A 24,772-nucleotide genomic window follows, 5' to 3' on the forward strand; every position below is an offset into this window, starting at 1 on the left:
GCCGGTTGGCTGATGTTTTGCGGTCGGCGCGCGGCGAGGCTGAGGGACACATCCCCTGAGGAGACCGAGATGACAACCCAGACCCAGCCGCCTTCCCAGCCCCTGAGCCAAGTCCCGAACGCCGGCCCGTTGGTCGTGTCGGCGCGCAACCCGCGCTACTTCACCCATCGCGACGACCCGGCCGGGCGAGCGGTCTATCTGACCGGCTCGCACATCTGGAACAACCTGCAGGACGGCATGGGTCCCGGTGCCGAGGCGCCGGCCGAGGCCGAGCCGTCCGACTTCGAGGGGTACCTGCGGTTTCTCACCGAGCGTGGCCACAACTTCATCCGGCTGTGGCGGTGGGAGCAGTTCCGGTCGCAGGCGGCCGGTGGCAACTACCACCTCGACATGTCGCCGCAGCCCTGGGCGCGGACCGGCCCGGGCGAGGCCAAGGACGGTAAGCCGAAGTTCGATCTGGAGCGGTTCGACGACGAGTTCTTCACCCGCCTGCGCGAGCGCGTCGAACAGGCGTGCGCGGCCGGCATCTACGTCGACGTGCTGTTCTTCGACGGCTGGGCGCTGCACCTGAGCCCGCCGCCCGACCACATCGAAGGTCACCCGTTCCACGCCCGGAACAACGTCAACGGCATCGACGCCAAGTCCATCGACGACCTCCAGGTCCTGCCGCTCACCCCGCAGGTCGAGGCGATCCAGCGGGCCTTCGTCGAGAAGGTCATCGACACGCTGCACGACCTGCCCAACGTCTTGTGGGAGGTCTCGAACGAGTCGACCGGTGACGGCCAGCTCACCGACGAGTTCGCCGGCTTCCTCGGCATGGACAAGGCGCCCGTGCACGGCGACTCGACCCAGTGGCAGTACTGGGTCATCGACCTGGTGAAGCAGTACGAGGCCGAGCGTGGTTACGACCCGCACCCGATCGGGATGACGATGCAGTTCCCGGTCCGCGACCAGACGCGGGTCAACGAGCCACTCCTGCACAGCCGCGCCGACTGGATCAGCCCCGGCTTCGACGACGAGCGCTTCGCGAACGGCGGCCACCCGATGGCACCGGGCGCCGAGCCCTCGCACTGGTACGCCGACCCGCCGCCGGCCGACGGCCGCAAGGTGATCATCAGCGACACCGACCACTACGCACCCGGCCAGGGCGACGCGCTCTGGGCCTGGAAGTCGTTCCTCCGCGGGCACCATCCGATCCTGATGGACTTCGGTCTGATCGCCGGGTTCGAGCCGACCGGCATCGCGAACCCCGAGGCCGGCGTACCGCCGTTCGAGGTCTACGAGGCCGGCCGCTACGCGATGGGCGACACCCGCCGGTACGCCGAGAGGGTCGCGCTGATCGACCTGGAGCCGCGACCCGACCTCGCGTCCACGGGCTACACGCTGGCCGCGCCGGACCGCGAAGTACTGGTGCTGGAGCCGACTGGCGACGGGTCGCCGTTCACGGTCACGCTGGAGCCGGGCCGGTACGCCGCGGAGTGGTTCGACGTGACTCGCCGGGAGGCGAGGATCGCCGATCCGGTCGAGGTGACGACGGCCGGCCTGACGTCGTTCACGGCACCTTTCGCGGACGGCCCGGCTGTACTTCTGCTGGCTCGCGAGTGATCCAGCTTCGAAGCGATAACGGCGCACCGGGCCGGTAGGCGGCCGGGCCCGGAGCCTGGGTAGCTTGAGGGGATGGCCCGCCGCCCCGCTGACCCTGTGCCGACCGATCCTGCTGATCGGTCGGCCACCTATGGCGAGGTCTTCGCTGTCCCCGAGTTCCGCTGGCTCTGGTCGGCGCAGCTCTCGTCGGTGATCGGGGACCAGTTGGCCAGGGTCGCCCTTGCCGTGCTGGTCTTCGATCGCACCGGTTCCGCGGGCCTGTCCGCCCTGACCTATGCGCTGACATTCCTGCCCGATGTCGTCGGTGGGCCGCTGCTGTCCGGGCTGGCCGACCGATTCCCGCGCCGGCGGATCATGGTCAGCTGCGATGTCGGCCGCGCAGTACTGGTCGCGTTGATGGCGATCCCAGGGGCTCCGTTGTGGATCCTGTGCGTGCTGCTCATCGCGGTGCAGTTGCTCGCCTCGCCCTTCCAGGCTGCCCGGGCGGCCTTGCTGCCTTCGATCCTGACCGGCGACAGGTATGTGCTGGCCAGTTCGGTGTCGAACATCACCGCGCAGGCCGCGCAACTGGCCGGGTTCGTGACCGGCGGCACCTTGGTGGCGGCCTTTGGTGCTAGCAACGCCTTGCTGGCCGACGCGGCCACCTTCGCGTTGTCCGCCTTCTTCCTGAGGTACGGCGTACGCGAGCGGCCGCTGCCCGAGACGATCGATGCCCGGCCCGGTTGGTGGGACTCGCTGTCCGCGGGCGCCCGGCTGGTCTGGAGCGACCGGCAACTGCGGTACCTGATCGCGCTGGCCTGCGTCGCGGGCTTCTACGTGAGCATCGAGGGACTGGCCGCCCCGTACGCCGCCTCCGTCGGTGGCGGACCGGCTGCGGTCGGGATCCTGCTCGCGGCCAATCCGGCCGGTCAGATGGTCGGGATGCTGCTCCTCACCCGGGTCGCACCGGCCCGGCGGCTCATGCTGATGGGCCCGCTGGCGATCGGGTCGTGCGCGCCGTTGATCGGCTGCGCCGTCCAGCCCGGACTCTGGGTGACGGTCGCGTTGTGGATGCTGTCCGGACTCTGCGCGTCGTACCAGCTGGCGGCGAGTGCCGCGTTCGTGATGAGCGTTCCTGACGCGCAGCGCGGTCAGGCGTTCGGCCTGGCCCGCACTGCGCTGATCGTTTCTCAGGGGATCGGGGTGCTGGCCGCCGGGGCGGCGGCGGACCGTTGGTCGCCGGCCCTGGTGGTGTCGGCGGCGGGCATCCTGGGCGTCGTCGTCGCGACAGGTGCGGCCTCCGGGTACGCCGGGGCCACTCGACGACACGCCTGAGCGACTTACCAGTCGTTGTTGGCCATGGCAGTGGCCTCCTCTCGCGGATCTTGCGCCCGGTCGACCTCAGCGCAGCGAGGCAATGACATTGCGTGAACCGAACGGCTACTCTGTGACAGAGACCGACTGTGAGGCGGGGGTCTTAGCATGAGTATCAGGCATCGGCTGACGCAACGTCGCCTGCGACGGCGTGACGACGCGGCGTGGAGACCTGCCCGGTGGACTTTGTGGACCCTGCCGAAGAGCGTGCTCGGCTATGTCCTGACCATTGACGTCCTCACCGTGGCCGTGGTCGCGACCACGTTCAACCTGATGGCAGTCAGGTCGGACGACTGGATCAGGCTGCTGGTGCTGGCCGCCGGGTCGGCGATCCATCTCGAGGCCGCCCGCGACATCGAGCGGCTGCGCAAGGTCGGCTCCGACGGTATTCCGTACGTCAATCTCAAGGGGATGTGGACCTTCGCGGCCGTTCTCATTCTTCCGCCACCCCTGGCGGTGCTGCTGATCGTCACCACCTACGTCCACTCCTGGCTCCGGGTGCGGCGCGTCCCGCCGTACCGGTCGATCTTCACGGCGTCGACACTCGTGCTGGCCGGGGCTGCGGGAGTTGTCGCGCTGGCCGCGATCCGGCCCGGTGTCTATCCCGGTTATCCGGCGGGTCCACTGGGGCTGGTGGCGATTGTCGCGGCCGGGCTGGCGTACTGGTTCGTCAACTACGCCCTCGTCGCGGGCGCGATCGTGCTGTCGAGCCCCGAGTCTCCGGGCCGCAACGCCCTCGGGCGGCTGTCGGACCAGCTGATCGTCGCCGGCTCGCTCGGACTGGGCGTCGCCACCGCTGCCCTGTTGCTCAGCCAGCCCTGGGCAGTTGCGGTGCTGCTGCTGACGATCCTCGGTCTGCATCGGGCCCTGCTGGTCGACCAGTTCCAGACCGAGTCGCGGACGGATCCCAAGACCAGCCTGGCGAACGGCGCGTTCTGGCACGAGATCGCCCGCCGCGAGTTCGCCGCCGCCGAGCGCACCGGCTCGCCGCTCGGCGTGCTCTACCTCGATCTCGACCACTTCAAGGCGGTCAACGACACGTACGGGCATCTCGCGGGCGACCAGGCACTCCAGGCGATCGCCGACGAGTTGCGCCACGAGATCCGCGGCGACGACCTGGTCGGAAGGCTCGGCGGGGAGGAGTTCGCGGTCCTGCTGCCGCAGACCTCCGCGGCCGACACCGTCCTGGCGGCCGAACGGATCAGACGCCGCGTCGCGGCCTTGGCGGTCACCGTCACGACCGCGGACGGTCCGGTGCTGTGCGACACGATCACCTGCTCGATCGGTGTCGCGACCTACCCCGAGTCTGGTTCGACGCTGGACCAGTTGCAGATGTCCGCCGACCTGGCCATGTACAAGGCCAAGGATGCCGGGCGTAACCGGGTGATGACAGCGCCGACCGGACGCGACCCCGCACTCTGAACCTCGACCGGCCGGTACTTCGCTGTCGTTGGTTGGGGCCGGGGCAGTCGGGTACCCAGACCTGGTGCTGGTTGCGAATCGCTACAGGCTGGGTCCGTCCATTGCGCGAGGCGGCATGGGGGAGGTGTTCCGTGCCACCGACGAGCAGTTGGGCCGGGAGGTCGCGGTCAAATTGCTGTTGCCGTCCGTCGATGAGCATGCCGGCGAACGGTTCCATCGGGAAGCGCAAGCCGCCGCGAGACTGAGCGATCCACATGTGGTGTCCGTGTACGACTTCGGGCCGCACGGCGACGGCTTCTTCCTGGTGATGGAGCTGGTCGAGGGCGGGACGGTAGCCACGGAACTCGTGCAGCACGGGCCGCTGCCGAAGGATCGTGCGATCCGCATCGTCGAACAAGCCGCCGCCGGGCTGACCGCGGCGCACCGCGAGAATGTCGTTCACCGGGACGTCAAACCGGGCAATCTGCTGCTGGCAGCAGACGGGACGGTCAAGGTCGCGGACTTCGGCATCGCCCATCTGCCGGCCGATGGGGCGAACACGCTGACGGCGACCGGTCAGATCATCGGCAGCGCGCTCTACCTCGCACCCGAGCGAGCCAGCGGCGGACCGGCCGTGATGGCGTCGGACGTGTACTCGCTGGGGTGTGTGCTCTACCAGCTGGTGACCGGTCATCCGCCATTCATGGCGGAGCACCCGGCGGCGATTCTCTACCAGCACGTGGACGCCGCTCCGGAACCTCCGAGCCTGCACCGGCCCGAACTCGCCGGAGCCTTCGAAAGTGTCCTGCTCCGGATGCTCGCCAAGAACCCGGCTGACCGCCCGTCTGCCGCCGAGATCGCGGCCGGCTCGCTACGCGCCGAGTCGCCCGGCGTCGTACCGGTCGTACCTCCGGGCATTGCTCCGGCAGTCGCTCCGGCCGGCGCTGCAGCGGTACTGGCTGGCGAGGGGGCTACCAGTGCACTGGAGCCTGTCGCCGCTGTGCCGGTCGACCGGACAGCGGGCGACCGTGCGCGAAACAAGGCGCTTGCTGCTGGCGTGGTCGCCCTTCTCGCGACGGCAGCCGCCGTGCTCGCCGTAGTCCTGCTCAACGGCAGAGAGCCAAACCTGCCGCCGACAACCGAGATAGATCCACCAGCAGGCGCCACTTCCAGTACGCCGAATCGGGGCGCGACGACTACTGCACCCAGTACCGACCCCACTCAGCCCACTACGGGTCGGAGCAACTCGACCACCTCGGCTCCGCCGTCCCGGAGCGCCTCATCGCAACCGACAACGCCTAGCACCACTCCCAGCCCCACCTCGCCCAGCACCACAGCTCCCAGCTCCGCGCCGACGACGCCTTCCAGCCGCCCCACTCAGAGCAGCAGCACACCGAGCGGCCCGACATCAGCGCCGTCCTCCACGGCACGCCCGCCCTCCAGTACCCCATCCCAAAGCGCAGGACCAACCACGCCGGCGACAGGCACCCCAGCGACCGGTGCTCCAGTGAGCGGTGCCCCAGTGACAGGTACGCCGTTGACTGGCGGCACGACGTCGGCAACTGGCTCGCCGACGACCTCCGCAGCCATCGACTAGGCAGCCATCGACCAGGCAGCCGTCGACCAGGCAGCCGTCGAGCAGAAGGTCGCTGCCAAAGGCGTCTGCCCGACGGTTTTTGAATGCCTCAGGCAATTGAAATTCGAATGCCTTTGGCAACGTTCAAATGAGCGTTTACTTGAACCGGTGCGTAATGTGTCCGGCCGCTCGCGGAAAGTATGCGGACCGAATTGCCGTTTTGCCCGAGAAGGCCATGGGTACCCGGCTGCATAACGCATTTCGGAACGGGGGAGGTTCGTAGGGAGGTTTTCCGCAATGGGAATCGGTGATCGGTGTTTCTGCCCGCCATGGGCCTGGGGTGAGAACCATGGCTGACGCCAACAGGCCACGCGATGCTCGCGAAGTACTGCTCGACGCGTTGCTCGAGAAGGTGGCCGACGAGCAATTTCCGTCCGCCACGATGCTCAACCAGATCGAAGAGTTGCTGGAACCCGACGAGGTCCAGATCTACGCCCGGGTACTGGTGAAGAAGATCCGCGAGGACACCTTCCCCAGCATCCCGATGATCCGGCGGGTCGCCGCCTTGGTCCAGTGATCCCGGATCACTGCGAACCGTAGCTATTTGTTGCCGAAGGCCACTTGGAAAATGCTCCGAGCTGGCACCACCACTGTGTAGGGAGAGTCCATGAATACCAGCGCCAAGGTGGCGGCTGCCGTCGCGAGCGGTTATCTGCTCGGCCGCACCAAAAAGCTGAGGCTGGCGATCACCGTCGGCGGCCTGCTGGCCGGCAAGCGGATCGCTACCGATCCGCGGGCCATCGCCCAGCAACTGACCACGGTCATCGAGCAGAACCCCGAGCTGTCGAAGCTGTCCGACCAGGTTCGTGGCCGACTGGTCGCGGCCGGCCGCGAGGCCGCGGTCGCAGCGGCCAGCAACCGGCTCAACCGCGTCAGCGACTCGATCAAGGACCGCACGGACCGGATGCTTGCCTCCGGCTCCGGCTCCGGCTCGGAATCGGACGATTCGGAGGAGTCGGAGTCCGAGGAGCGCGAGGAGCGCCCGCGGCGTCGCAAGCGGCCGCGGCTGAGTAGCGTCGGCGGCCGGAGAAGCCGCGGTGACGAAAGCGACGACGGCGGCGACAGCGGTGAGAGCGGCGACTCGGCCGAGGGTGACGAGCGTCCCAGCCGGGGCCGGCGGTCCAGCCGTGCATCGTCGGATGACGACGGTGGCAGCGGCGGCCGGTCGCGCGAGCGGTCCGGGCGAGGCTCCCGAGGTACGAGTAGCAGCAGCAGTGGTGGTAACGGCAGCAGCAGCGGCCGTAGTTCCGGCGGCCGGAGTAGTAGCAGCAGTAGCGACAGCGGGAGCGGCCGCGGTCGTAGTACCGGCAGCCGGAGTGGCGGTAGCGACAGCGGAAGTAGCAGCGGCTCGGCCACGAAGAAGACCGCAGCGAAGAGGTCCAGCAGCAGCTCGGATTCCTCCTCGTCCGGCTCGGGTGCGCGCAAGACCACCGCCGCGTCCTCCAGCCCGCGCAAGGCCACCGCCAAGAAGACGTCGAGCTCGCCGGCCAAGAAGGCCTCCGCGCCGGCGAAGAAGGCTCCGGCCAAGAAGGCCGCCGCCGCCAAGAAGTCGGCGCCGCCGCGCAAGGCGGCCGCCAAGAAGACCGCCGCGAAGAAGACCACGGCGAAGAAGACCGCTAGTAAGTCGACGAGTGGATCCTCGGCGCGGAAGCGCGGGTGACCGAGATGGCCGAACGATCGCGCACCAAGGACGAACCGCGCAGCACAGACGAATCGCCCGCCGAGGACCAGAACGGTTTCAAGTCGATCCTCGACGAACTGCCGGTCGACCGGCTGAAGAGCGAACTGCAAGGAGCCCTCTCGGCGGCAGCCGAACGCACGGCCGTGATGGCCGCCGACAAGATCTCCGACCTGACCGACAGGCTGACTGATGTCGCCTCGAACAGTGGCATCGCGGGCAGTGCGCTGGCCGGCGGAGGCAAGGCCGCGATGAGCGGTGGATCGCCGCTGATGGGCGCGTTGAAGGGTGGACTGACCGGGGTGAAGGACAAGGTCATGGACGCGATGAGCGGCGGGGGGTCCGGTGACTCCAGTGGGTCCGGCGGCAAGAACCCGACCAAGGCCACCACGATCATCGAGTCGATCGACGTCGGTGTTCCGATCGAGCTCGCCTACAACCAATGGACCCAGTTCCAGGACTTCTCCGGCTTCATGAAGAAGGTGGAACTGGTCGAGCAGAAGTCGGACGAGAAGCTCGACTTCAAGGCCAAGATCCTGTGGTCGCACCGGACCTGGCAGGCGACCATCCTCGAGCAGGTCCCCGAGGACAAGATCGTCTGGCGGTCCAAGGGCGAGAAGGGCCACGTCGACGGCGCCGTCACGTTCCACGAGCTCGCGCCGAACCTGACCCGCGTGGTGGTCGTGCTCGAGTACTACCCGCAGGGGTTGTTCGAGCGCGTCGGCAACATCTGGCGCGCGCAGGGCCGTCGGGCCCGGGTCGAGCTGAAGCACTTCCAGCGGCACGTGATGACGCATGTCGTCCTCGACCCGGACAAGGTCGAGGGATGGCGTGGCGAGATCCATCGCGGCAAGGTGCAGAGCACCGGTGACGAGGAAGGCGCCGAGGCCGGCAACGGCGACGAGGACGAGTACGGCGAGGACGAGTACGACGACGAGTACGCCGACGACGAAGAAGACGAAGGCGAAGAGGACGAAGGCGACGAGGACGAGTCCGGCGAGGGTGAGCCCGAGGACGAGTACGCCGACGAAGAGGACGAGGGCGAAGAGGACGAGGCCGACGAGGAAGAGCCGGCCGAGGACGAGGGCGCCTACGACGAGGACGTAGCCGACGAGTCCGACGAGTCCGACGAGGACGAGGCTGACGAGGACGAGTACGCCGACGAGGACGAGGACCTGGCGGACGAGGACGAGGATCTCGCCGATGAGGACGAGGATCTCGCCGACGAGGACGCCGAGGAAGACGAAGACGAGTACGCCGACGAGGACGTCGCCGACGAGGACGAAGATCTCGCCGACGAGGACGAGGACGAGGACCTGGCCGATGAGGACGAGGACCTCGCCGATGAGGACGAGGACCTGGCCGACGAGGACGAGGACCTCGCCGATGAGGACGAAGATCTCGCCGACGAGGAAGACGAAGCCGACGAGGACGAGTACGACGAGGACGACGAGTTGGCCGACGAGGAAGACGAAGACGAGGCCGACGAGGACGTAGCCGACGAGGACGAGCTCGAGGACGAGTACGACGACGAGGACGTCGCCGACGAGGACGAGCCGGCCGACGAGTACGAGGACGACTACGAGGACGAAGAGTACGAGGAAGAAGAACCCGACGAGCGGCCTCGGCGCCGAGCCAGCTGAGCCCTCGACACCGACTGGAAGGTAGACCCATGACCGTCGCCACCACAGGTCAACGCCGCTCCGGTGGCTACCTGGAAAGGCCGGCCCCGAGCAGTCTCGGGGATGTCATCGACAGCATCCTGGACAAGGGCCTCGTGATCGATGCCTACATCCGGGTGTCGCTGGTCGGCATCGAACTACTGACGATCGACGCCCGCATCGTGATCGCAAGCGTGGACACCTATCTGCGTTTCGCCGAGGCCACGAACCGTCTCGACCTGTACGAGAAGGGCGGCAAGGACCTCCCCGAGATGATCGGGGAGCTCACCGAGAAGGGCGCGTCGGGCAAGACGCGCGGCCTGCTCTCGGGTGCCAAGGAGGCCCTGCTCGGTCGGGACGACGACGAGGACAACAGGGACGGGCGCCGAGGCCAGGAAGACGAGGACGAGCTGGAGGAAGCCCGCCCGCGCCGGCGGCCGGCCAAGAAGGCCGCGGCTCGTCGCCGGAGGACTGAGGAGTGACGGTGACGACGCCGAACGATGTCGGCCTTGCCCTGTACCTGTACGGCATCGTCGCCGCGGATCTCGTCGTACCGGCGGATCTCCGCGGCGTCGACGGCCAGCCCATCGAGCTGGTGCCGTACGGCGAGGTCGCCGCGGTCACGAGTCCGCTGGACACCGACCGCGCGCTGGCCGGCCGGGAGGACCTCCTGGCGCACGGCCGTGTCCTGGACACGGTCGCGGCGCTGGGGCCCGTCATCCCGGTCCGGTTCGGCTCGCTGCTGGAGAATCGCGAAGCCGTCGAGGCGAACCTGCTCGCACCGGGTCATGACGATTTCCAGTCGATGCTGGCGGAGCTGGCCGGTCATTCGCAGTTCACGGTCAGAGCGCGGTACGACGAGCAGCAGGTGCTGAGCGAGGTCGTGGCTGAGGATCCCGAGATCGCGAGGCTCAGGGCCGCGACGCGGGGCCAGCCGGAGGAGTCGTCGTACGGCGATCGCGTTCGGCTGGGGGAGTTGGTCGCGCGAGCCGTCGAGGCCAAGAGCGCGCACGACGGGCAGGCCCTGCTCGAGGAGCTCGAGCAGTACGCGTCGGCGGTCAACGTCCGGGAGAGTGCCGGACTGGATCGCTTGCTCGATGTCGCGCTGCTGATCGAAGACAGCCGGCGTACGGAGTTCGAGGAGGGCATGGAGGAGTTGGCACGTGCCTACGCCGGCCGGGCGATCCTCAAGCTGGTCGGCCCGACGGCGCCGTACGACTTCGTGTCGGCCGAGGAGTGAGATGGGCCTGTTCACCAACCTGCTGACTCTGCCACTGGCGCCCGTCCGGATGACGGTCGCCGTGGCAGAGCAGATCCGCAAGCAGGCCGAGCGCGAGTACTACGATCCGGCCCGGATCCGTCGGCAACTGGACGAGATCGGGGCACTCAGGGACAGCGGAGAGATCGATCCGCAGGACGCCGATGCGTTGGAGAACGACCTGATCGCACGCTTGCTGGTCGCCAACGATCGACCGCAGAGGGAGAGCTGATCGTCAATGCCCACACCCCGGAAGTCCGCCGAGCGGAGTACCCCGGCCAAGCGAAGTCCCGCGAAGAAGACCTCGGCGCGTGCGTCGAGCAACGGGCAGAGCGAGTCCGCCGGTACGTCGCGCCCACGGGCGTCGGCGCCGCGGAAGTCGCTGCGCGCGATCGCGGTCGGCGCCGCCGCGGAACTGTCCGAGCTGATCGGTCAGATCCCGGAAGGGATCGTGGGGGTCGAGAAGACCGACGACGGCTGGCGGGTCCAGCTGGAGGTGGTCGAGTCGCGCCGGATTCCGGAGACGACCGACATCATGGCCATCTACGAGGTCGACGTCGATCCCGACGGTGCGGTGACCGGCTACCGGCGGTTGCAGCGGTATGTCCGTGGCCGGACCGAGGAGTGAGGGACACCCGATGACAGAACCGACGATCTCGCCGCGCCGGCCCGCCATGGACCGGTACGGCATCGCTTCGGCGGCTCCGCGGCCCGAAGGCCTGGCGGACATCCTCGAGCGGGTGCTCGACAAGGGCATCATCATCGCCGGCGACATCCGGGTGAACCTGCTGGACATCGAGCTGCTGACGGTCAAGATCCGCCTGCTGGTCGTCTCGGTCGACAAGGCGATGGAGATGGGCATCGACTGGTGGACCCGCGACCCGATGCTGTCCGGTGACGCCCAGGAACTGGCGGACGAGAACCGGCAACTCCGCCAGCGGTTGGAGGAGTTGGAGAGCGACCGTGGCTGAGACGGGAACCTATGTCTACGCGGTCGGCCGGGAGCTGGACGCCGAGGTGCTGTCCAGTCTCGCGGGGGTTGGCGACGCGGCCGTCAGGACGTTGGCGCATCGCGATCTGATGGCCGTGGTCAGCACGGTCGACCTGGCCGAGTTCGGTGAGACCGCGCTGCGCCAGAACCTCGAAGATCTCGGCTGGGTGGAACGGACCGCCCGCCGGCACGACGAGGTGGTCCGGCGAGCAGCGGCGATCACGACCGCGCTGGCCCCGTTCCGGCTGGTCACGATCTACCAATCGGACGAGGCCGCCCGCGACCGGATCGAGGAGCTGTACGACGATCTGTCCGCGGCGCTCGACCGGATCGACGGACGCAGCGAGTGGAGCGTGAAGATCTACGCGCGCGGCCAGGCGATGCCGACGGCACCGGTCATGACGGAGGGCGTGGGGACGGGCGTCGCCTACCTGGAACGCCGCCGCGCCGAGATCCGCGGAAGGCAAGCAGCTGTTGCCGACCAGCAGGCCCTTGCGGACCAACTGTTCTGGGACCTCGTGCCGGCAGCCGCCGCAACGCGCCGCCTCGCACCGCAGGACCAACGGCTCAGTGGGCGGCGTCAGCCAATGGTGCTCAATGCAACCTTCCTGGTGGACGACGACCGCAGTACCGAGTTCTTCGAGCTGATCGACGCGCTGCGGGAGCGGTACTCGACGTTCGACATCGAGGTGAACGGCCCCTGGCCGCCGTACTCGTTCGCCGTGCTGGACAAGCCGTGACGGCCGGGCCGATCGAGCAGCGGGTCACGATCGCCGAGGAACCGTCGCTGGTCGATCTGCTGGACCGGCTGCTGGGCAAGGGAGTGGTGATCACCGGTGACGTGGTCATCTCGCTCGCGGACGTCGAACTGGTGCGGATCCAGTTGTCGGCCGTGATCCAGTCGGTGCGCAAGGAGATGAAACCGCTATGACCGAACCGGTACTGCCGCTGGCCGAGAAGATCGAGGCGAACGCCGACACGGTGGAGCGTGAACTGCTGAAGCTGGTGCTGACGATCGTGGAGCTCGTCCGCCAGCTGATGGAACGGCAGGCGATCCGCCGGATGGACGAAGGCGACCTGCGCCCGCAGCAGGTCGAGGAACTCGGGCTCGGGCTGATGCGGCTCGAGGAAACCATGACCACCCTGCGTGAGCAGTTCGGTCTGCAACCGGAGGACCTGAATATCGATCTCGGCCCGCTCGGCTCATTACTGCCCGGAGACGATATCAGCGGACGGTAATTGCTGAACTGCGATGGATTGAAAATACCGCCGACGGGCACTTGGTATTCGAGAGATATTCCTCTCATTCATTCATCCGTGCATCGGCTGGACGTGGTCAGAATGAAGGTACTTCGCGGGATCGGCGCAGCGCTGGTGTGGCTGCTGGCCACGGTCATCATGATCGTGGCGGGCATTTTGTGCATCACGCTGATTCTGCTCCCCCTGGGACTGCCCTTGATGGGTCTCGGGCTCCGGCTGTACGCGTACGGCGTACAACTGATGATGCCGCGGGCTCCCGAGGTGAAGCGCGGTATGCGCAAACGCCTCGGCCTGCGGGCGCGCGGCTCGGTCGCCGGTGATGTGAAGCGGGCCGGCAAGAAGTCCAGCCGCAAACTGCGGAAGAACGCCGACAAGGCCGGCCAGAAGGTCGGCGGCGTGGCGGACAAGGCGGGCAAGAAGGCCGGCGGGGTTGCGGACAAGGCAGGGAAGAAGGCCGGCGACGTGGCCGGCAAGGCGGGTAAGAAGACCGGCCGCGGACGGAAGAGGCTGGCCGGCCTCCTGCACAGCTGACCGGAGGATGATTCATGAAGCTCTTGATGCGACTGGTCGTCAACGCGATCGCCGTCGCCGCTGCCGCTTGGCTGCTGAAGGACATCTCCATCAGCGGATCCAGCACCACCAACAAGGTCATCACCCTGGTCGTCGTGGCCGCGATCTTCGGTCTCGTCAACGCCGTGGTCAAACCGCTGGCCACGCTGCTGTCGCTGCCGTTCATCGTGCTGACGCTGGGCCTGCTGATCTTCGTGATCAACGCCCTGATGCTGTTGCTCACCTCGTGGATCAGCGACGGCCTCGACATCCCGTTCGAGGTCGAAGGCTTCGGCACCGCACTGCTCGGCGCCCTGATCATCACGGTCGTCAGCTGGCTGATGAACGTCCTGCTGCCGGACAAACTCGAAACCGATTGAAGGAACGATCATGCCGGAAGAACGGTTGGGCGAGAAGGTAGGCAACAAGCTCGAAGAAGGCATCGAGCAGGTGACAGCCAACGTCAAGGACCTGGCGGCGAAGGCTGGAGTGGGGTCCGGGAGTCACCCGGTGAAGTCCGGGCGTGAGAAGAGTTCGCGGACAGTCGGTATGGCCGGTGTCCGTGCCCGCGCCGCGACGGAGCGAACCAAGGACGAGCTGTACGCCGACGCGGCCCGCCTCAACATCAAAGGCCGCTCCAAGATGACCAAGGCAGAACTGGAGAAGGCACTCCGCCGAAGCTGACCACCGCTGACCGGCTCGCAGCGAAGGGGCCGCTGCGAGCCGGTTCTCTGCCTGCGACCACCGTGCTGTCAGGCCGGCGGGGGTGATTTGCTGAGGTTGTGGTCGAAGAAGGTAGCTAGACGGTCGACTGTTTGGGCGACGTAGGGCTGCTTGTCGTACAGGTCGACGTGGCTCGCGTTCTCGACCCAGAACAGGTCCTTGGGGCCGGTGGCCTGCTGGAACGCTTCGATGGTCATCCAGGCGGTGACAGCTCGCGATCCGGCGACCATCAGCAGTGGGCGTTGCCCGATCAGCGGGATGTGGGTGAACGCGTCGAAGGTGGCCAGCTTGTCGACGCTGGTCCAGTGGAAGGACTTGGCGGCGCGTTCGTGCTCGGCGCGTGGGGTGCAGTAGTACTCGAAACCCTCGGCCGCGTGTTCTCCGCCGAGCGCGCGGGCCTGCTCGATCGTCTCCGGGAAGAGCGGCAACGTGCCCGGGTCCTCGCCGTGCGCCGCCGCAGTACGGGCTGATGCTGCCGCATCGAGCATGCCCTGGAAGACCGCCGGGTCCTGTGTGCCGTCAGCGCCGTACCGGAACTGGCGGGCAACGTCGGCAGCGCTCACCGTGGCAACCGCCTTGATCCGGTGATCACCGGCCGTCGCCGGCAACGAGTAGCCGCCCGAGGCGCAGATCCCCAGTACGCCGATCAGGTTGGCGTCCACCTCGGGGCGTGTAGTCAGGAACGAGACCGCAGCCTTGAAGTCCTCGACCCTCTGCGCGGGATCTTCCAGCCCACGCGGCAGACCCCCGCTCGCCCCCTGGTACGCCGCGTCGAACGCGAGGGTGACGAACCCCCGTTCGGCCAAGCTCGCTGCATAGCTGCCGGCGGTCTGCTCCTTCACCCCAGTGCCGGGGTGCCCGACAACGATGCCTGGCAGTAGGTGCCCTGCCGGGAAATCAGGAAGGTAGAGGTTGGCCGCGATCTCGATCCCCGCGCTGTCAAAGGTGACGTCCAGCTTTGTCATGGTCTGCTCCGCTTGTACTCCGAGCCGGAACCTGGTCCTGGCTCGTGGCCGGGCACTCGCCTCGGCCTGAGACCAAGGTCCATCCGCTCGCGGTGACGCAAAAGAGCCGAGTTTTTGCCTGGGAAGGATTTGGTCCTCCCTGACGACAGGGCCCAGGCTCGACAATGGTGCCTATGACAACGGCAGATCAGTCACGCGCGCTCGGTGACTTTCTCAAGGCTTGCCGCGCCCAGCTCGATCCCGGCCGGCTCGGGCTGCCGGTTCATGATGGGCACCGCCGAGTGGCGGGGCTGCGCAGGGAAAAGGTCGCCTCCCTGGCTTACGACCGGCCGGACGATCAGCGTCGACTACTACACCCGGCTCGAGCAGGGGCGGGTGAAGGCGTCCGCCGCTGTGCTGGCGACGCTGGCCAGTGCGCTCCGGCTGGACGACGACCAGCGGCAGTACCTCTACGAGATCGCCGAAAAGGCCGACGGGCTGCCGCGCCGGCGGCGTACCGGTCAGAAGCCACGGCCGGCGATGCGCCGCTTGCTGGATCAACTGGTCAACACCCCCGCCATCGTGCTCGGCAGGCGGTTGCACATCCTGGACTGGAATCGTGCCGCGGCCGCGTTGTTCGTCGACTTCTCGGTGATCCCCGAATCGGACCGGAACTACGTGCGGTTGCTGTTCACCGATCCCCGGGTTCGCGGTCTGCACGCCGAGTGGGAGCATGACGCCCGCGACGCCGTCGCCGCGCTGCGGATGGAGGCGGCGAAGGACCAGGACGACCCCGAGCTGGCTCGGCTGGTCGGGGAGCTCTCCGTGCGCGACGACGACTTCCGGCGCTGGTGGGCCGAACATCGCGTCAACACGGCCAGCTACGGAGCCAGCACTACCACCACCCGCTGGTCGGCGAACTGGTCCTCGACTGCGACACCTGGGCCAGCCCGGACGGCAGCGGACAGCGGCTGATGGTGCTGACGGCAACTGTCGGTAGTCGCTCGGACGACGCGTTGCGAATTCTGGCGTCCTGGCAGGGCGGCGATGATCCCGTAAGAGCGCGATAAGACCTGGTGTCTGGGCAAAGTGGGCGAGGTGGGGTCATTGTCAGGAGAGAGACACCACCAACCCGGGGAGGGCCGGAAACATGGCTGTGCACACTAAGTCGTTCGACGAACCCGATGAGCAACGGACGCCTGACAAGACCACGGTCGACGTGGTGAAGTTGCCGGGGGCAAATGTTGCCCGGGTGACCTTCCAGCCGGGCTGGCGCTGGTCGGACTGCATCCGTCCCGTCGTCGGCGGCGACTCCTGCCAGGTCCGGCACGTGGGTGCGCTGATCTCCGGTGAGATGGAGGTCGTGCACAACGACGGCAGCAAGGGCCGGCTCTCCGCCGGCAGCGCGTACATCATCGAGCCCGGCCACGACGCCTGGGTCGTCGGCGACGAACCAGCCGTCAGCCTCGAGTTCGAGTCCCAAACCGCCGAAATCTACGCCAAGCCGTAACCACGAAGACCCCACCGCCTGCACCCCTCGCCCACCGACGAGCGATGCAGGCGGCGGCCTGTCAGCCGTCGGCCGTCTGGAGCCCGAGGCGTTGAGCGCACGGCGTCACGGTTGCCGCCTGCTCGCCGTCCGTTGCTGCAGGCAACGCAGCGGTTGCTGACGGCACCGGTACAGCTGTGGACGACCGGGCTATTTCAACCACAGATGGCCTGTCGAGCTGCGACTTGCTGCAATCCGGGTGCGGCGGTCAGCGGGGGAGGAGGTCGGCGGATTGGAGTTGTTGCCAGATTTCGGATTGGTCGACGACGGTGACGCCGAGTTTTTCGGCTTTGGTGAGTTTGCTGGCGCCTACATCGGCTCCGGTGATCAGGAGGTCGGTGCTGGCCGAGACCGAGGAGGCGATGGTTGCGCCTGCCTTTTCGCAGAGGCGTTGGAAGGCTGGGCGGGTGACCTTCTCGCCGGACCGGGGGTCGCTGATCGAGCCGGTCACGACAACCGTCTTGCCTGCCAGTGGGGCCCCGGCGACGACGACTGGTGGGAGGTCTTCTTCACGGACGTCGAGCGATACGCCGGCCGCGCGAAGACGCTCGAGCTCCGGCCGGAGCCGGTTGAGGTGCTCGATGAGGGAGGCGGCGACCTTCGGGCCGATGTCCTCGACGGCGACGAGTCCTTCGACACCGGCGTCGGCGACCTCTTCCAGGGAGCCGAAGCCCGCGCGGCACACCCTGGTCGCGGTGCCTTCGGAGGCCATCGGGATCGCGAGTCCGATCAGTGCCCGGCGGAGACCGACCTGCCGGCTGGCGTCGATCGATTCGATCATCCGGGCGGCCGAGATCTCGCCGATGCGGTCGAACTCCAGCAGCTTCTCCTTGGTCAGCTGGTAGAAGTCCGACGGGTTCTCGAGGATGCCCGCCTCGGCGAGCCGCTCGATCCAGACCCCACCGATCGCGTCGATGTCGGCGGCAGCCCGGGACGCCCAGTGGATCAGGCGCCGGACGGTCTGGGCGGGACAGGCGACGTTGGTACAGAACAGTTCACGGCTGTTGCCCTGCTCGGTCAGCGGTTGCTGACACGACGGGCACACGGTCGGCGGCACGATGTCGCGCTCCGCACCGGTCCGTTTGGACGCATCCAGGACGCCCGCGACAAAAGGGATCACGTCGCCGGCGCGGCGTACCAGGACTGTGTCGCCGATCTTGATGCCCCGGGCCCGGATCACTTCCTGGTTGGCCAGGGTCGCGCGGGTGACCGTCGTCCCGCCGACGAAGACCGGCTCCAGCCAGGCGACCGGCGCGATCTTGCCGGTTTTGCCGACGTCCCAGACCACGTCGGCCAGGACGGTCGTCTTCTCCTCGGCGGCGAACTTGAACGCCAGCGCTCCCCGCGGCGAGCTCGACCGGGTGCCGGCGGCGGCGAAGGCGTCGCGATCGGCGAGCCGCAGTACGGCGCCGTCCAGGTCGTAGTCGAGATCGTTGCGCTGCTTCTCGATCGTGGTGATCACGGCCTGCGCCGCGCCCGCGTCATCGCAGTGCTGCATCTCGGCGACGGTGAACCCGAGCTCCCGCAGCGCCTGCTCGAGATCGGAGTCGGTGTTGTCGGACTCGCTGAGCAGGTCGAAGGCCAGGAACTGCAGCCGCCGCTCGGCCACAGTGGCCGGGTCCTTGGCACGCAGCGTCCCAGCGGCGGCGTTCCGCGGGTTGATCAGCGGCTTGTCCGGATGCGCCGCGTTGTAGGCGGCGAAGGTGGAGCGCAACATGACCGCCTCACCGCGGACCTCGACCCGCCCCGGTACGCCGAGCCGGTCCGGTACTCCGTCGGCGAGTGCCCGCACCAGTGGGGTCACGTCGTCGCCGGTCGTCCCGTCGCCGCGGGTGACCGCGCGGGCCAGCCGGCCTTTCTCGTAGACCAGCGCCAGGGACAGGCCGTCAAGCTTCGGCATGACCACCACCGACTGGCCGGGAAAGCGGTTGAAGAACGCCTCGACCTGCTCGGGACGGGTCGCCTTCTCCAGCGACAGCATCGGTCGCGAGTGCCGGACCGGCGCGTGCAGGATCGCGGGCGCGCCCACCTGCTCCAGCGGGTTCGGATCGGGCGCCAGCTCCGGACTGGCCTCGATCAGCGACCGCAGCTCGTCCTCGATCGCGTCGTACTCCGCGTCTGCCACCACCGGTGAACCCCGGTAGTAGGCGTCGCGCATCACCACGATCTGGTCGGCAAGTTCCTGAATACGCTCCCCAACGTCCACGGCCCGACCCTACCCGCGCCCACCGACAATCCGGGCGAATTCAGAGCCACCGGCCAGCAGTGTTGTGCGCGCGGACTGATAGGGACACCCGGCGGCCTTAAACGCTGCGCCAGTTGCCAGCAACGCCTCCTGATTGCCATCGAGCAGCGCCGCGGCTCGCTCGACCATGGCAGTGGCGACCGGGTTACCGGCGACGATGCCCTGAGCCTCGGCCACGCGGTCGCGCGCATCAGGGCTCCCACCAAGTACGGCGGCCTCGGCGCGCAGCGCGACGTACCAGTGGTGCCAGATCCAGGTGACCCATTTCCACACCTGACTGGGTTCGACGGCCGTCCGCTCCATTGCCTCTGGCAACTGTCCGTGGTGGAGCAGGAGCATCGCGTCGAAAACCGCTCCATAGCCGTAGGTCCGCTCCGGTGAGCTCCCGAGCTGGTCCAGGACCTGCAGCCATTCGCGCCTGGCGTCCTGGTCGTCGCGGAGGCCGTGAACCATCGCCACGGCGGCCATCGCGGGACCGAGGAACGACCGGGCCGGTTCGCCTGCACGCCGCCACGCATCGAGGAAGCGGATGCTGCCGGTGAGGACCTCGTCGACATTGCCCGCCAACGCGTCAGTGACCAGCAACCAGCTCACCGCGCGATGACCGACCTCGGCCAGCAGCGGATGGTCGGCGAGCTGCCCCGCCCATCGCCGAGCGGCCAGCAAGTCGCCGGTACCGAGGCTGGCTTCGGCGGCCTCACCCAGCGCCTCGATCAGCTCGTGGGTAGCAGCCGGCGTACTCGGAACAGAGGACAACAGCGCGATCCGCCGCTTGGCAGTATTCGCCGCGCCGAACGTGTCGCCGGCCCAGCTGAAAGCGCCGGTCAGTACGTCGAGCGCGGCCGACTCGGCGAGCGGATCGACCGTACTGCGGGTCATTTCGACAGCACGCTCCGCCCGCGCGATCGTCTCGGCCACGGACGTGCCAGGCTGGCCCTGGGCCGCAGTGATCGCGACAAAGAGCGCCTGGCCGGCCTCGGCCAGAGCCACGTGAGCCTGTGCCACTGTGTCGTCCCCGGCCAGCTCCCGAGCCTCATCGATCAGCGCAGCCGACTCCTCAGGTGGCAGCGGCCGCACGAACTTGCTCGAGAACCGGTACGACGTGGTTGCGATCGCCGCCAGGTCGCGGGCAGCGCCAGAGGTGTCCCCAGCACTGAGGGCTGCTTCGGCCGCCGCGCGGTACAGGCGGTACATGTCGTCCCCGTGCATCCGGCAACCCGCCACGGCTGCGGCCTGCCGCAGCGCCGAGGCAGCCGCTTCAGGGCCCGGGGCAAGCTGGGCCGCTTGCTCATACCGCTGCTGGGATTCGCCGATCAGGTTGCGGGTGAAGGTCAGCTCGGCCAGGGAGTGGGCCAGCCGGTACGCCGCTGCGCGCTGCTCCGGCTCCTGCGCTGCCCAGGCTAAGGCGGCTCGCAGGTCGTCGGCGATCGCGTCGAACGCGGCCCGCCAGTCCCGGCGTACAGCTTCAAGACCGGCGGCCTTGGCCAGGCACCATTGAACGTGCAGGGCCCGTACTGCGGCCAGCTCACCTGCCTCGGTCAGCTGCTCGGTCCCGTACTGGCGAATGGTCTCCAGAGCCCGGTACTCCGTTCCGCCTGGCGCAGATGTCACTACGAGCAGGCTCTGGTCGGCCAGCCGGGACAGGCCGTCGGCAACCAGGTACTCCTCAGACTCAGCGATCTCCGCCGCCGCAGCCGCCGTGAACGGCGCCACGAACACCGAGACCCGGCGCAGCAACTCCCGATCGGCCGGCTCCAGCAGTGCATGGCTCCAGTCGAGCGCTGCCCGCACCGAGCGGTGGCGCTCATCGGCACGGAAGCCGCCGGTGAGCATGCGCAGCGGGTGAGACAGAGCCGCCGTGATGCCATCCAGCCCGAGCGTGTGATACCTGGCGGCGGCCAACTCGATCGCCAGCGCCATGCCGTCCAGCCGCTCACAGATGGCGGCGATCTGGTCGCGCCGCGGCGAATCCAGCGGCCGCCCGACCGCGGCTGCCCGCTCCAGGAACAGCGCGACCGCGTCAGACTCGCCGCCGGCGGGCAGCGACAGCGGCGGCACTGGGTAGACCTGCTCGAACGGCACCATCAGCCGCGCCCGGCTGGTCGCCAGCACGCCTACCCGGGGACAGGCCGCGAGCAGCCGCTCGATGAACAGTGCGACCGCGTCCAGTACCTGCTCGCAGTTGTCCAGGACGAGCAGGGCGTGCCGGTCGGCCAGTGCGGCGACCACGGACTCGGTCATGTCGCGCCCAGGCTGCTCACCGAGGCCGAGGGTCCCCGCGACGGCGGTCGCGATCATGCCCGGGTCGGTCACCGGTACGAGGTCGACGAACCAGACGCCATCGGAGTACTCGCTGACCGCCTCGGCGGCCACCGCCAACGCGAGCCGGGTCTTGCCCACCCCGCCGGGACCGACGGCCGTCACCTCGCGGTGCGCCTTGATCAACGCGGTCAGCTCGGCCTGCTCGGTCGCCCGGCCGACGAACGAGGTCAGCGGGGCCGGCAGAACGGTGACGGGGTGAGACGGATCGGCTCCGGCCGGTTCCGGTGCACGCTGGGCGAGCGCCCGCCGATCCGGTACCTCGAGCTTGCGCAGCAGTGAGGAGACGTGGCTCTCCACGGTCCGCACGGAGATGTGCAGCCGGGCCGCGATCTCGGCGTTGCTGAACCGCGCACCGACCAGTTCCAGTACGTCGCGTTCGCGCGGCGAGATCTCGACTGCTGCTATCACCGCACCATCTTCCCTCATGCCTCCGTACTGACGCCGGGACGGCCACTGAGCGGCCTCGGTGCCTGGTCCGTGCCGGCGATCAGTGGAGCGGCCACGTACTGAAGTTCCGTGGTTTGCACGGATGTGGGCCGGACGGGTCCGGCGACAAGCTGTGACTACGCAAACAGCGCAACGCAAAACACCGAGACCACAGGAGCGACCGTGACCAGCCCAGAGGGAACGACCACCGTCACCGAGGGAATCAAGACCGTCCTGCACCCGGTGTCCGACCTGGCGAAAGCCAAGGCGGTCTACGCGGCCCTGCTCGGGGTCCCGCCGCAGACCGATTCGCCGTACTACGTCGGCTTCGTGGCCGAGGGGCAGCACATCGGTCTGGTACCGGACGGAGGCCCGCAAGGCATGACGTCGCCGGTCGCCTACTGGCACGTGCCGGACATCGAGGCGAAGGTCGCAGAGCTGACCGCCGCCGGCGCCACCGTGAAGGAGGCCCCGCACGAGGTCGGCGGCGGCCGCCAGGTGGCCACCGTCGTCGATCCCGACGGCAACGTCCTCGGCCTCATCCAGGACCGCTGAACCACCCGCCCATCCCACCGAACCGCAACTGTGAAAGGACCCCGTCATGACCTCCTTCGAATCCCTCACCCTGGAAGTTTCCGACCTCGAAACCGCCGGCACCTTCTACCAGGCCGTCGGCCTGAGCCCCTACCTGAACCTCCGCGCCACCGACGCGACGACGACCGGCTTCCGCGGCTTCGCGCTCTCCCTGGTGGTGTCCCAGCCGGGTGACGTCGACGCGATCATCAGCGCCGGGCTCGAGGCCGGCGGCACCACCCTCAAGGCGGCCGAGAAGAGCTTCTGGGGGTACGGCGGCGTCGTGCTCGCCCCGGACGGAACGATCATCAAGGTCGCGACCTCGAAGAAGAAGGACAGCGGCCCGGTCAGCAAGAACATCGACCAGGTCGCCCTCCTGCTGGGCGTCGCGGACGTCAAGGCGAGCAAGCGGTTCTACGTCGCGCGCGGCCTGACCGTGGCGAAGAGCTTCGGCGGCAAGTACGTCGAGTTCGCGACGCCCGCGTCGGCCGTCACGCTCGCGCTCTACCCGCGCCGTGCCCTGGCCAAGGACACCGGCCTCCCCGAGGAAGGCACCGGCTCCCGCCGGATCGTGATCGGCAGCGACGCCGGTTCGCTGACCGACCCCGACGGGTTCGTCTGGGAGACCGCGGCCGCCTGACCCCGCAGTACCGGCAGATCCATCCATTCAGAGTTTGAAGGAGAACTGACATGAGCACCACGTACGAGGGATTCACCGCCGAAGAGCGCGCCGCGATGAAGGAGCACGCCCAGGACCAGAAGAAGGCAGCGCGTCGCGCGGGCAAGGCGGACAAGGCAGCCGAGGCGGCGCGGGACGTGATCGCGAAGATCGCCGAGATGAAGGACTCGGACCGGGTGATGGCCGAGCGGGTCCACGCCGTCATCACCACCAGCGTGCCGGCCATCGCGCCGAAGCTCTGGTACGGGATGCCCGCCTACTCGCTGGACGGCAAGATGATCTGCTACTTCCAGAGCGCGGAGAAGTTCAAGGCGCGCTACGCGACGCTCGGCTTCAGCGACGCGGCGGCACTGGACGACGGCGCGATGTGGCCGGCCTCCTTCGCCCTGACCGAGGTGACGCCTCAGGTGGAGGCCCGGATCGTCGCCCTGGTCCAGCAGGCGGTCGGCGCGGGCGGCTCCTGAACGAGTCGTCGGGAGCAGGGCCTCCGGCTCAGCGGATCGCCTGACCGAAATCCTCGAGGACGAAGCGGGGGATCAGGTCGGCGATACCGCTGAGGACCGGGAGCGTGGCGAGGGCCTGCCGCACGGTCCAGGGCGTGGGGGAGTAGGTGACGAGCAGGCTGCCGGAGATCCGGAAGTTCAGCTCATGAGCGAGCAGCCACTCCATCATCCGGGGATGCACCATCGCCGAGCAGAAGCGCTGGTTGTCGCAGGCCACGGTGTACTTCTCGTTGAAGACTCCGCTCTCGGCGTCGAACCTGTACATCGGGTCGAACAGGACTTCTCGGCTGACCACCAGGTCGGGCAGGCGAACGGGCAGCTCGATCGCGATCAGGTGGTTGACGCTCGTCGACGGCAGTTTCTCCCGGGTGAGGTAGAGGAACTCGGCCATCCGGATCCGGCGGCCAAGGTGCTCGCCGACCATGATCAGGCGCAGGTCCCCGCGATGGCCGAAGCACTGGTACCCGGCGGTGGCCAGCGTCCCGTCGGTGTCGGCCCCTGGCAGCCAGCCGTACCGCTCGGCGCCGGCCTGTTCGCGGGCCAGCTGAGCCTCGGCCCGGTCCACCGACGGCCCGCCCACGTGGAGAATGAACCACCCGAGGAGCGCGGCGCCACCGAGGAAGAGACCCGCTCCGAGCTGCATCCCGACCAGGGCGTCCAGCCAGCGCGGCACCTCGAGACCGATCACCCCCGCAACCTAACGGACCGAACGGCCAACCAGCCGGAGGATCACGGAAAGACCCGGGGTGGTGGGGACCTTTGGCCCTGCCCGGGACGGTCCGTGCCGCGATGGAATGGCAGCAGTGGAGCCGGCTTGTTGCCTAGAGCATCGGATAGGGGTGAGGGCGTCATGGAGGGTTCGCCGTATGTCTGCTGGTCGCCGGATGGAAGCAGCTTCGGTACTACGCCCGCGGCTTACCGGGAGTTTGTCCGGGCGGCCCGGCTGCGCCCGATGCTCGGGACGAAACTCCGCGAGTTCCGGCGCGGCGCCGACCTGCTCGCCGTGGGTGCGTCCATCCGGAACGCGTACTTCTGGGCAGACCTGCCGCCGGACGTGGCGGAGGCGATCTCCGCTGCCTACGAGCGGCTCGGCGGTGCCACGGCCGAGTTGGTCGTCGCAGGCGAGCCGGCCGCTGAACCGATCGTCGAGTTCCTCACCGGACCGCACGAGGTGTTCGATCAGGTCAACGGACTCCCAGCGCTCCTCGCGGCCTGCAAACGGTGCTGGACTTCGCTGTTCACCGATCGCGCGATCATGTACCGCGAGGTGCGCGGCATCGACCATCTGTCGGCTGAACTGTCCGTCCTGGTCCAACCTGCAAGAACCCCGCTGCCCCTGCTGATTTCTGGAGAGCAGCGCGTTAGACTTTTGTCAATGACTCGTTGACACCATTGGCGACAACGGACTCCTACGGT

At 68.2% G+C, this 24,772-nt stretch carries 27 protein-coding genes and 1 pseudogene; 24 read left to right on the plus strand and 4 right to left on the minus strand.

The genetic code is table 11. From position 1 onward, the window contains the following. Nucleotides 1–69: 69 nt before the first annotated feature. From AB0F51_RS18070 to AB0F51_RS18155, 18 genes are all read left to right on the plus strand, one after another. Nucleotides 70–1,605 (plus strand): hypothetical protein, encoded by a 1,536-nt coding sequence (locus AB0F51_RS18070; RefSeq protein WP_360281153.1) that lies wholly within the window; start codon nucleotides 70–72, stop codon nucleotides 1,603–1,605. Between the two features lie 72 nt (nucleotides 1,606–1,677). After that, nucleotides 1,678–2,919, plus strand: a complete 1,242-nt coding sequence (locus AB0F51_RS18075; RefSeq protein ID WP_360281155.1) for an MFS transporter — start codon at nucleotides 1,678–1,680, stop codon at nucleotides 2,917–2,919. Nucleotides 2,920–3,066: 147 nt separating this feature from the next. Beyond that, entirely contained in the window at nucleotides 3,067–4,380 is a 1,314-nt protein-coding gene (locus tag AB0F51_RS18080) for a GGDEF domain-containing protein (RefSeq protein WP_360281157.1), read from the plus strand. Between the two features lie 64 nt (nucleotides 4,381–4,444). Beyond that, the gene (locus AB0F51_RS18085; protein WP_360281159.1) at nucleotides 4,445–5,956 is read left to right on the plus strand and encodes a serine/threonine-protein kinase; all 1,512 of its coding nucleotides are present in this window, start codon (nucleotides 4,445–4,447) and stop codon (nucleotides 5,954–5,956) included. A gap of 328 nt (nucleotides 5,957–6,284) precedes the next feature. Next, nucleotides 6,285–6,512, plus strand: a complete 228-nt coding sequence (locus tag AB0F51_RS18090) for a hypothetical protein (protein ID WP_360281161.1) — start codon at nucleotides 6,285–6,287, stop codon at nucleotides 6,510–6,512. Nucleotides 6,513–6,602: 90 nt separating this feature from the next. Then, a complete protein-coding gene (locus tag AB0F51_RS18095; protein ID WP_360281163.1) occupies nucleotides 6,603–7,655 on the plus strand; it encodes a hypothetical protein in 1,053 nt (350 codons plus the stop codon). Nucleotides 7,656–7,660: 5 nt separating this feature from the next. Beyond that, a complete protein-coding gene (locus tag AB0F51_RS18100) occupies nucleotides 7,661–9,316 on the plus strand; it encodes an SRPBCC family protein (RefSeq protein ID WP_360281165.1) in 1,656 nt (551 codons plus the stop codon). Between the two features lie 29 nt (nucleotides 9,317–9,345). Next, the gene (gvpJ, locus tag AB0F51_RS18105) at nucleotides 9,346–9,816 is read left to right on the plus strand and encodes a gas vesicle protein GvpJ (protein ID WP_360281167.1); all 471 of its coding nucleotides are present in this window, start codon (nucleotides 9,346–9,348) and stop codon (nucleotides 9,814–9,816) included. A gap of 2 nt (nucleotides 9,817–9,818) precedes the next feature. After that, complete coding sequence (locus tag AB0F51_RS18110) at nucleotides 9,819–10,574, plus strand: GvpL/GvpF family gas vesicle protein (RefSeq protein WP_360281169.1); 756 nt, start codon at nucleotides 9,819–9,821, stop codon at nucleotides 10,572–10,574. A gap of 1 nt (nucleotide 10,575) precedes the next feature. Further along, nucleotides 10,576–10,824, plus strand: coding sequence for a gas vesicle protein GvpG (locus tag AB0F51_RS18115; RefSeq protein WP_360281171.1), 249 nt, complete (start codon nucleotides 10,576–10,578; stop codon nucleotides 10,822–10,824). Between the two features lie 6 nt (nucleotides 10,825–10,830). Continuing rightward, nucleotides 10,831–11,220 (plus strand): gas vesicle protein, encoded by a 390-nt coding sequence (locus tag AB0F51_RS18120; protein WP_360281173.1) that lies wholly within the window; start codon nucleotides 10,831–10,833, stop codon nucleotides 11,218–11,220. A 10-nt stretch (nucleotides 11,221–11,230) separates the two neighbouring features. Continuing rightward, entirely contained in the window at nucleotides 11,231–11,563 is a 333-nt protein-coding gene (gvpJ, locus tag AB0F51_RS18125; RefSeq protein ID WP_360281175.1) for a gas vesicle protein GvpJ, read from the plus strand. Continuing rightward, nucleotides 11,556–12,323 carry a GvpL/GvpF family gas vesicle protein gene (locus AB0F51_RS18130; RefSeq protein ID WP_360281177.1) on the plus strand — a complete coding sequence of 256 codons (768 nt, stop codon included), beginning with the start codon at nucleotides 11,556–11,558 and terminating at the stop codon, nucleotides 12,321–12,323. The genes gvpJ (AB0F51_RS18125) and AB0F51_RS18130 overlap by 8 nt, the downstream gene beginning before the upstream one ends. Beyond that, a complete protein-coding gene (locus AB0F51_RS18135) occupies nucleotides 12,320–12,514 on the plus strand; it encodes a gas vesicle protein (protein ID WP_360281179.1) in 195 nt (64 codons plus the stop codon). The genes AB0F51_RS18130 and AB0F51_RS18135 overlap by 4 nt, the downstream gene beginning before the upstream one ends. Next, complete coding sequence (locus AB0F51_RS18140; protein WP_360281181.1) at nucleotides 12,511–12,822, plus strand: gas vesicle protein K; 312 nt, start codon at nucleotides 12,511–12,513, stop codon at nucleotides 12,820–12,822. The genes AB0F51_RS18135 and AB0F51_RS18140 overlap by 4 nt, the downstream gene beginning before the upstream one ends. Before the next feature lie 102 nt (nucleotides 12,823–12,924). Then, nucleotides 12,925–13,374: a hypothetical protein gene (locus AB0F51_RS18145; RefSeq protein ID WP_360281183.1), complete on the plus strand. Its 450-nt coding sequence runs from the start codon at nucleotides 12,925–12,927 to the stop codon at nucleotides 13,372–13,374. A gap of 14 nt (nucleotides 13,375–13,388) precedes the next feature. After that, nucleotides 13,389–13,772, plus strand: coding sequence for a phage holin family protein (locus AB0F51_RS18150; RefSeq protein ID WP_360281185.1), 384 nt, complete (start codon nucleotides 13,389–13,391; stop codon nucleotides 13,770–13,772). Between the two features lie 10 nt (nucleotides 13,773–13,782). Further along, on the plus strand, nucleotides 13,783–14,076 hold the full coding sequence (locus AB0F51_RS18155; protein WP_360281187.1) for a plasmid stabilization protein: 294 nt from the start codon (nucleotides 13,783–13,785) through the stop codon (nucleotides 14,074–14,076). A 68-nt stretch (nucleotides 14,077–14,144) separates the two neighbouring features. On the opposite strand, the gene AB0F51_RS18160 is transcribed toward AB0F51_RS18155, so the two are convergent. Continuing rightward, the gene (locus tag AB0F51_RS18160; RefSeq protein ID WP_360281189.1) at nucleotides 14,145–15,080 is read right to left on the minus strand and encodes an alpha/beta hydrolase; all 936 of its coding nucleotides are present in this window, start codon (nucleotides 15,078–15,080) and stop codon (nucleotides 14,145–14,147) included. A 519-nt stretch (nucleotides 15,081–15,599) separates the two neighbouring features. Between AB0F51_RS18160 and AB0F51_RS18165 the strand changes: the two are divergent. Both AB0F51_RS18165 and AB0F51_RS18170 read left to right on the plus strand, forming a co-directional pair. After that, a pseudogene (locus AB0F51_RS18165) lies at nucleotides 15,600–16,129 on the plus strand (hypothetical protein). 80 nt (nucleotides 16,130–16,209) lie between these two features. Next, nucleotides 16,210–16,569: a cupin domain-containing protein gene (locus AB0F51_RS18170; protein ID WP_360281191.1), complete on the plus strand. Its 360-nt coding sequence runs from the start codon at nucleotides 16,210–16,212 to the stop codon at nucleotides 16,567–16,569. A 247-nt stretch (nucleotides 16,570–16,816) separates the two neighbouring features. On the opposite strand, the gene ligA is transcribed toward AB0F51_RS18170, so the two are convergent. Together ligA and AB0F51_RS18180 are read right to left on the minus strand one after the other, a co-directional pair. Then, nucleotides 16,817–18,814 carry an NAD-dependent DNA ligase LigA gene (gene ligA / locus AB0F51_RS18175; RefSeq protein WP_360281193.1) on the minus strand — a complete coding sequence of 666 codons (1,998 nt, stop codon included), beginning with the start codon at nucleotides 18,812–18,814 and terminating at the stop codon, nucleotides 16,817–16,819. 9 nt (nucleotides 18,815–18,823) lie between these two features. Next, entirely contained in the window at nucleotides 18,824–21,601 is a 2,778-nt protein-coding gene (locus AB0F51_RS18180) for a LuxR C-terminal-related transcriptional regulator (protein WP_360281195.1), read from the minus strand. Nucleotides 21,602–21,784: 183 nt separating this feature from the next. On the opposite strand from AB0F51_RS18180, the gene AB0F51_RS18185 reads away from it, so the two are divergent. The 3 genes from AB0F51_RS18185 to AB0F51_RS18195 are packed head-to-tail and all read left to right on the plus strand — an operon-like array spanning nucleotide 21,785 to nucleotide 23,317. Further along, nucleotides 21,785–22,156 (plus strand): VOC family protein, encoded by a 372-nt coding sequence (locus tag AB0F51_RS18185; protein WP_360281197.1) that lies wholly within the window; start codon nucleotides 21,785–21,787, stop codon nucleotides 22,154–22,156. Nucleotides 22,157–22,202: 46 nt separating this feature from the next. Next, nucleotides 22,203–22,814, plus strand: a complete 612-nt coding sequence (locus AB0F51_RS18190; protein ID WP_360281199.1) for a glyoxalase — start codon at nucleotides 22,203–22,205, stop codon at nucleotides 22,812–22,814. Nucleotides 22,815–22,864: 50 nt separating this feature from the next. After that, nucleotides 22,865–23,317 (plus strand): DUF1801 domain-containing protein, encoded by a 453-nt coding sequence (locus AB0F51_RS18195; RefSeq protein WP_360281201.1) that lies wholly within the window; start codon nucleotides 22,865–22,867, stop codon nucleotides 23,315–23,317. A gap of 28 nt (nucleotides 23,318–23,345) precedes the next feature. Here AB0F51_RS18195 and AB0F51_RS18200 read toward each other — a convergent pair whose 3' ends face one another. Further along, nucleotides 23,346–24,044: a hypothetical protein gene (locus AB0F51_RS18200; RefSeq protein ID WP_360281203.1), complete on the minus strand. Its 699-nt coding sequence runs from the start codon at nucleotides 24,042–24,044 to the stop codon at nucleotides 23,346–23,348. Between the two features lie 162 nt (nucleotides 24,045–24,206). Here AB0F51_RS18200 and AB0F51_RS18205 point away from each other — a divergent pair, with 162 nt between their 5' ends. Then, on the plus strand, nucleotides 24,207–24,743 hold the full coding sequence (locus tag AB0F51_RS18205; RefSeq protein WP_360281205.1) for a PEP/pyruvate-binding domain-containing protein: 537 nt from the start codon (nucleotides 24,207–24,209) through the stop codon (nucleotides 24,741–24,743). Nucleotides 24,744–24,772: the final 29 nt, after the last annotated feature.

The organism is Kribbella sp. NPDC023855, assembly GCF_040639475.1.
Lineage (GTDB): Bacteria > Actinomycetota > Actinomycetes > Propionibacteriales > Kribbellaceae > Kribbella.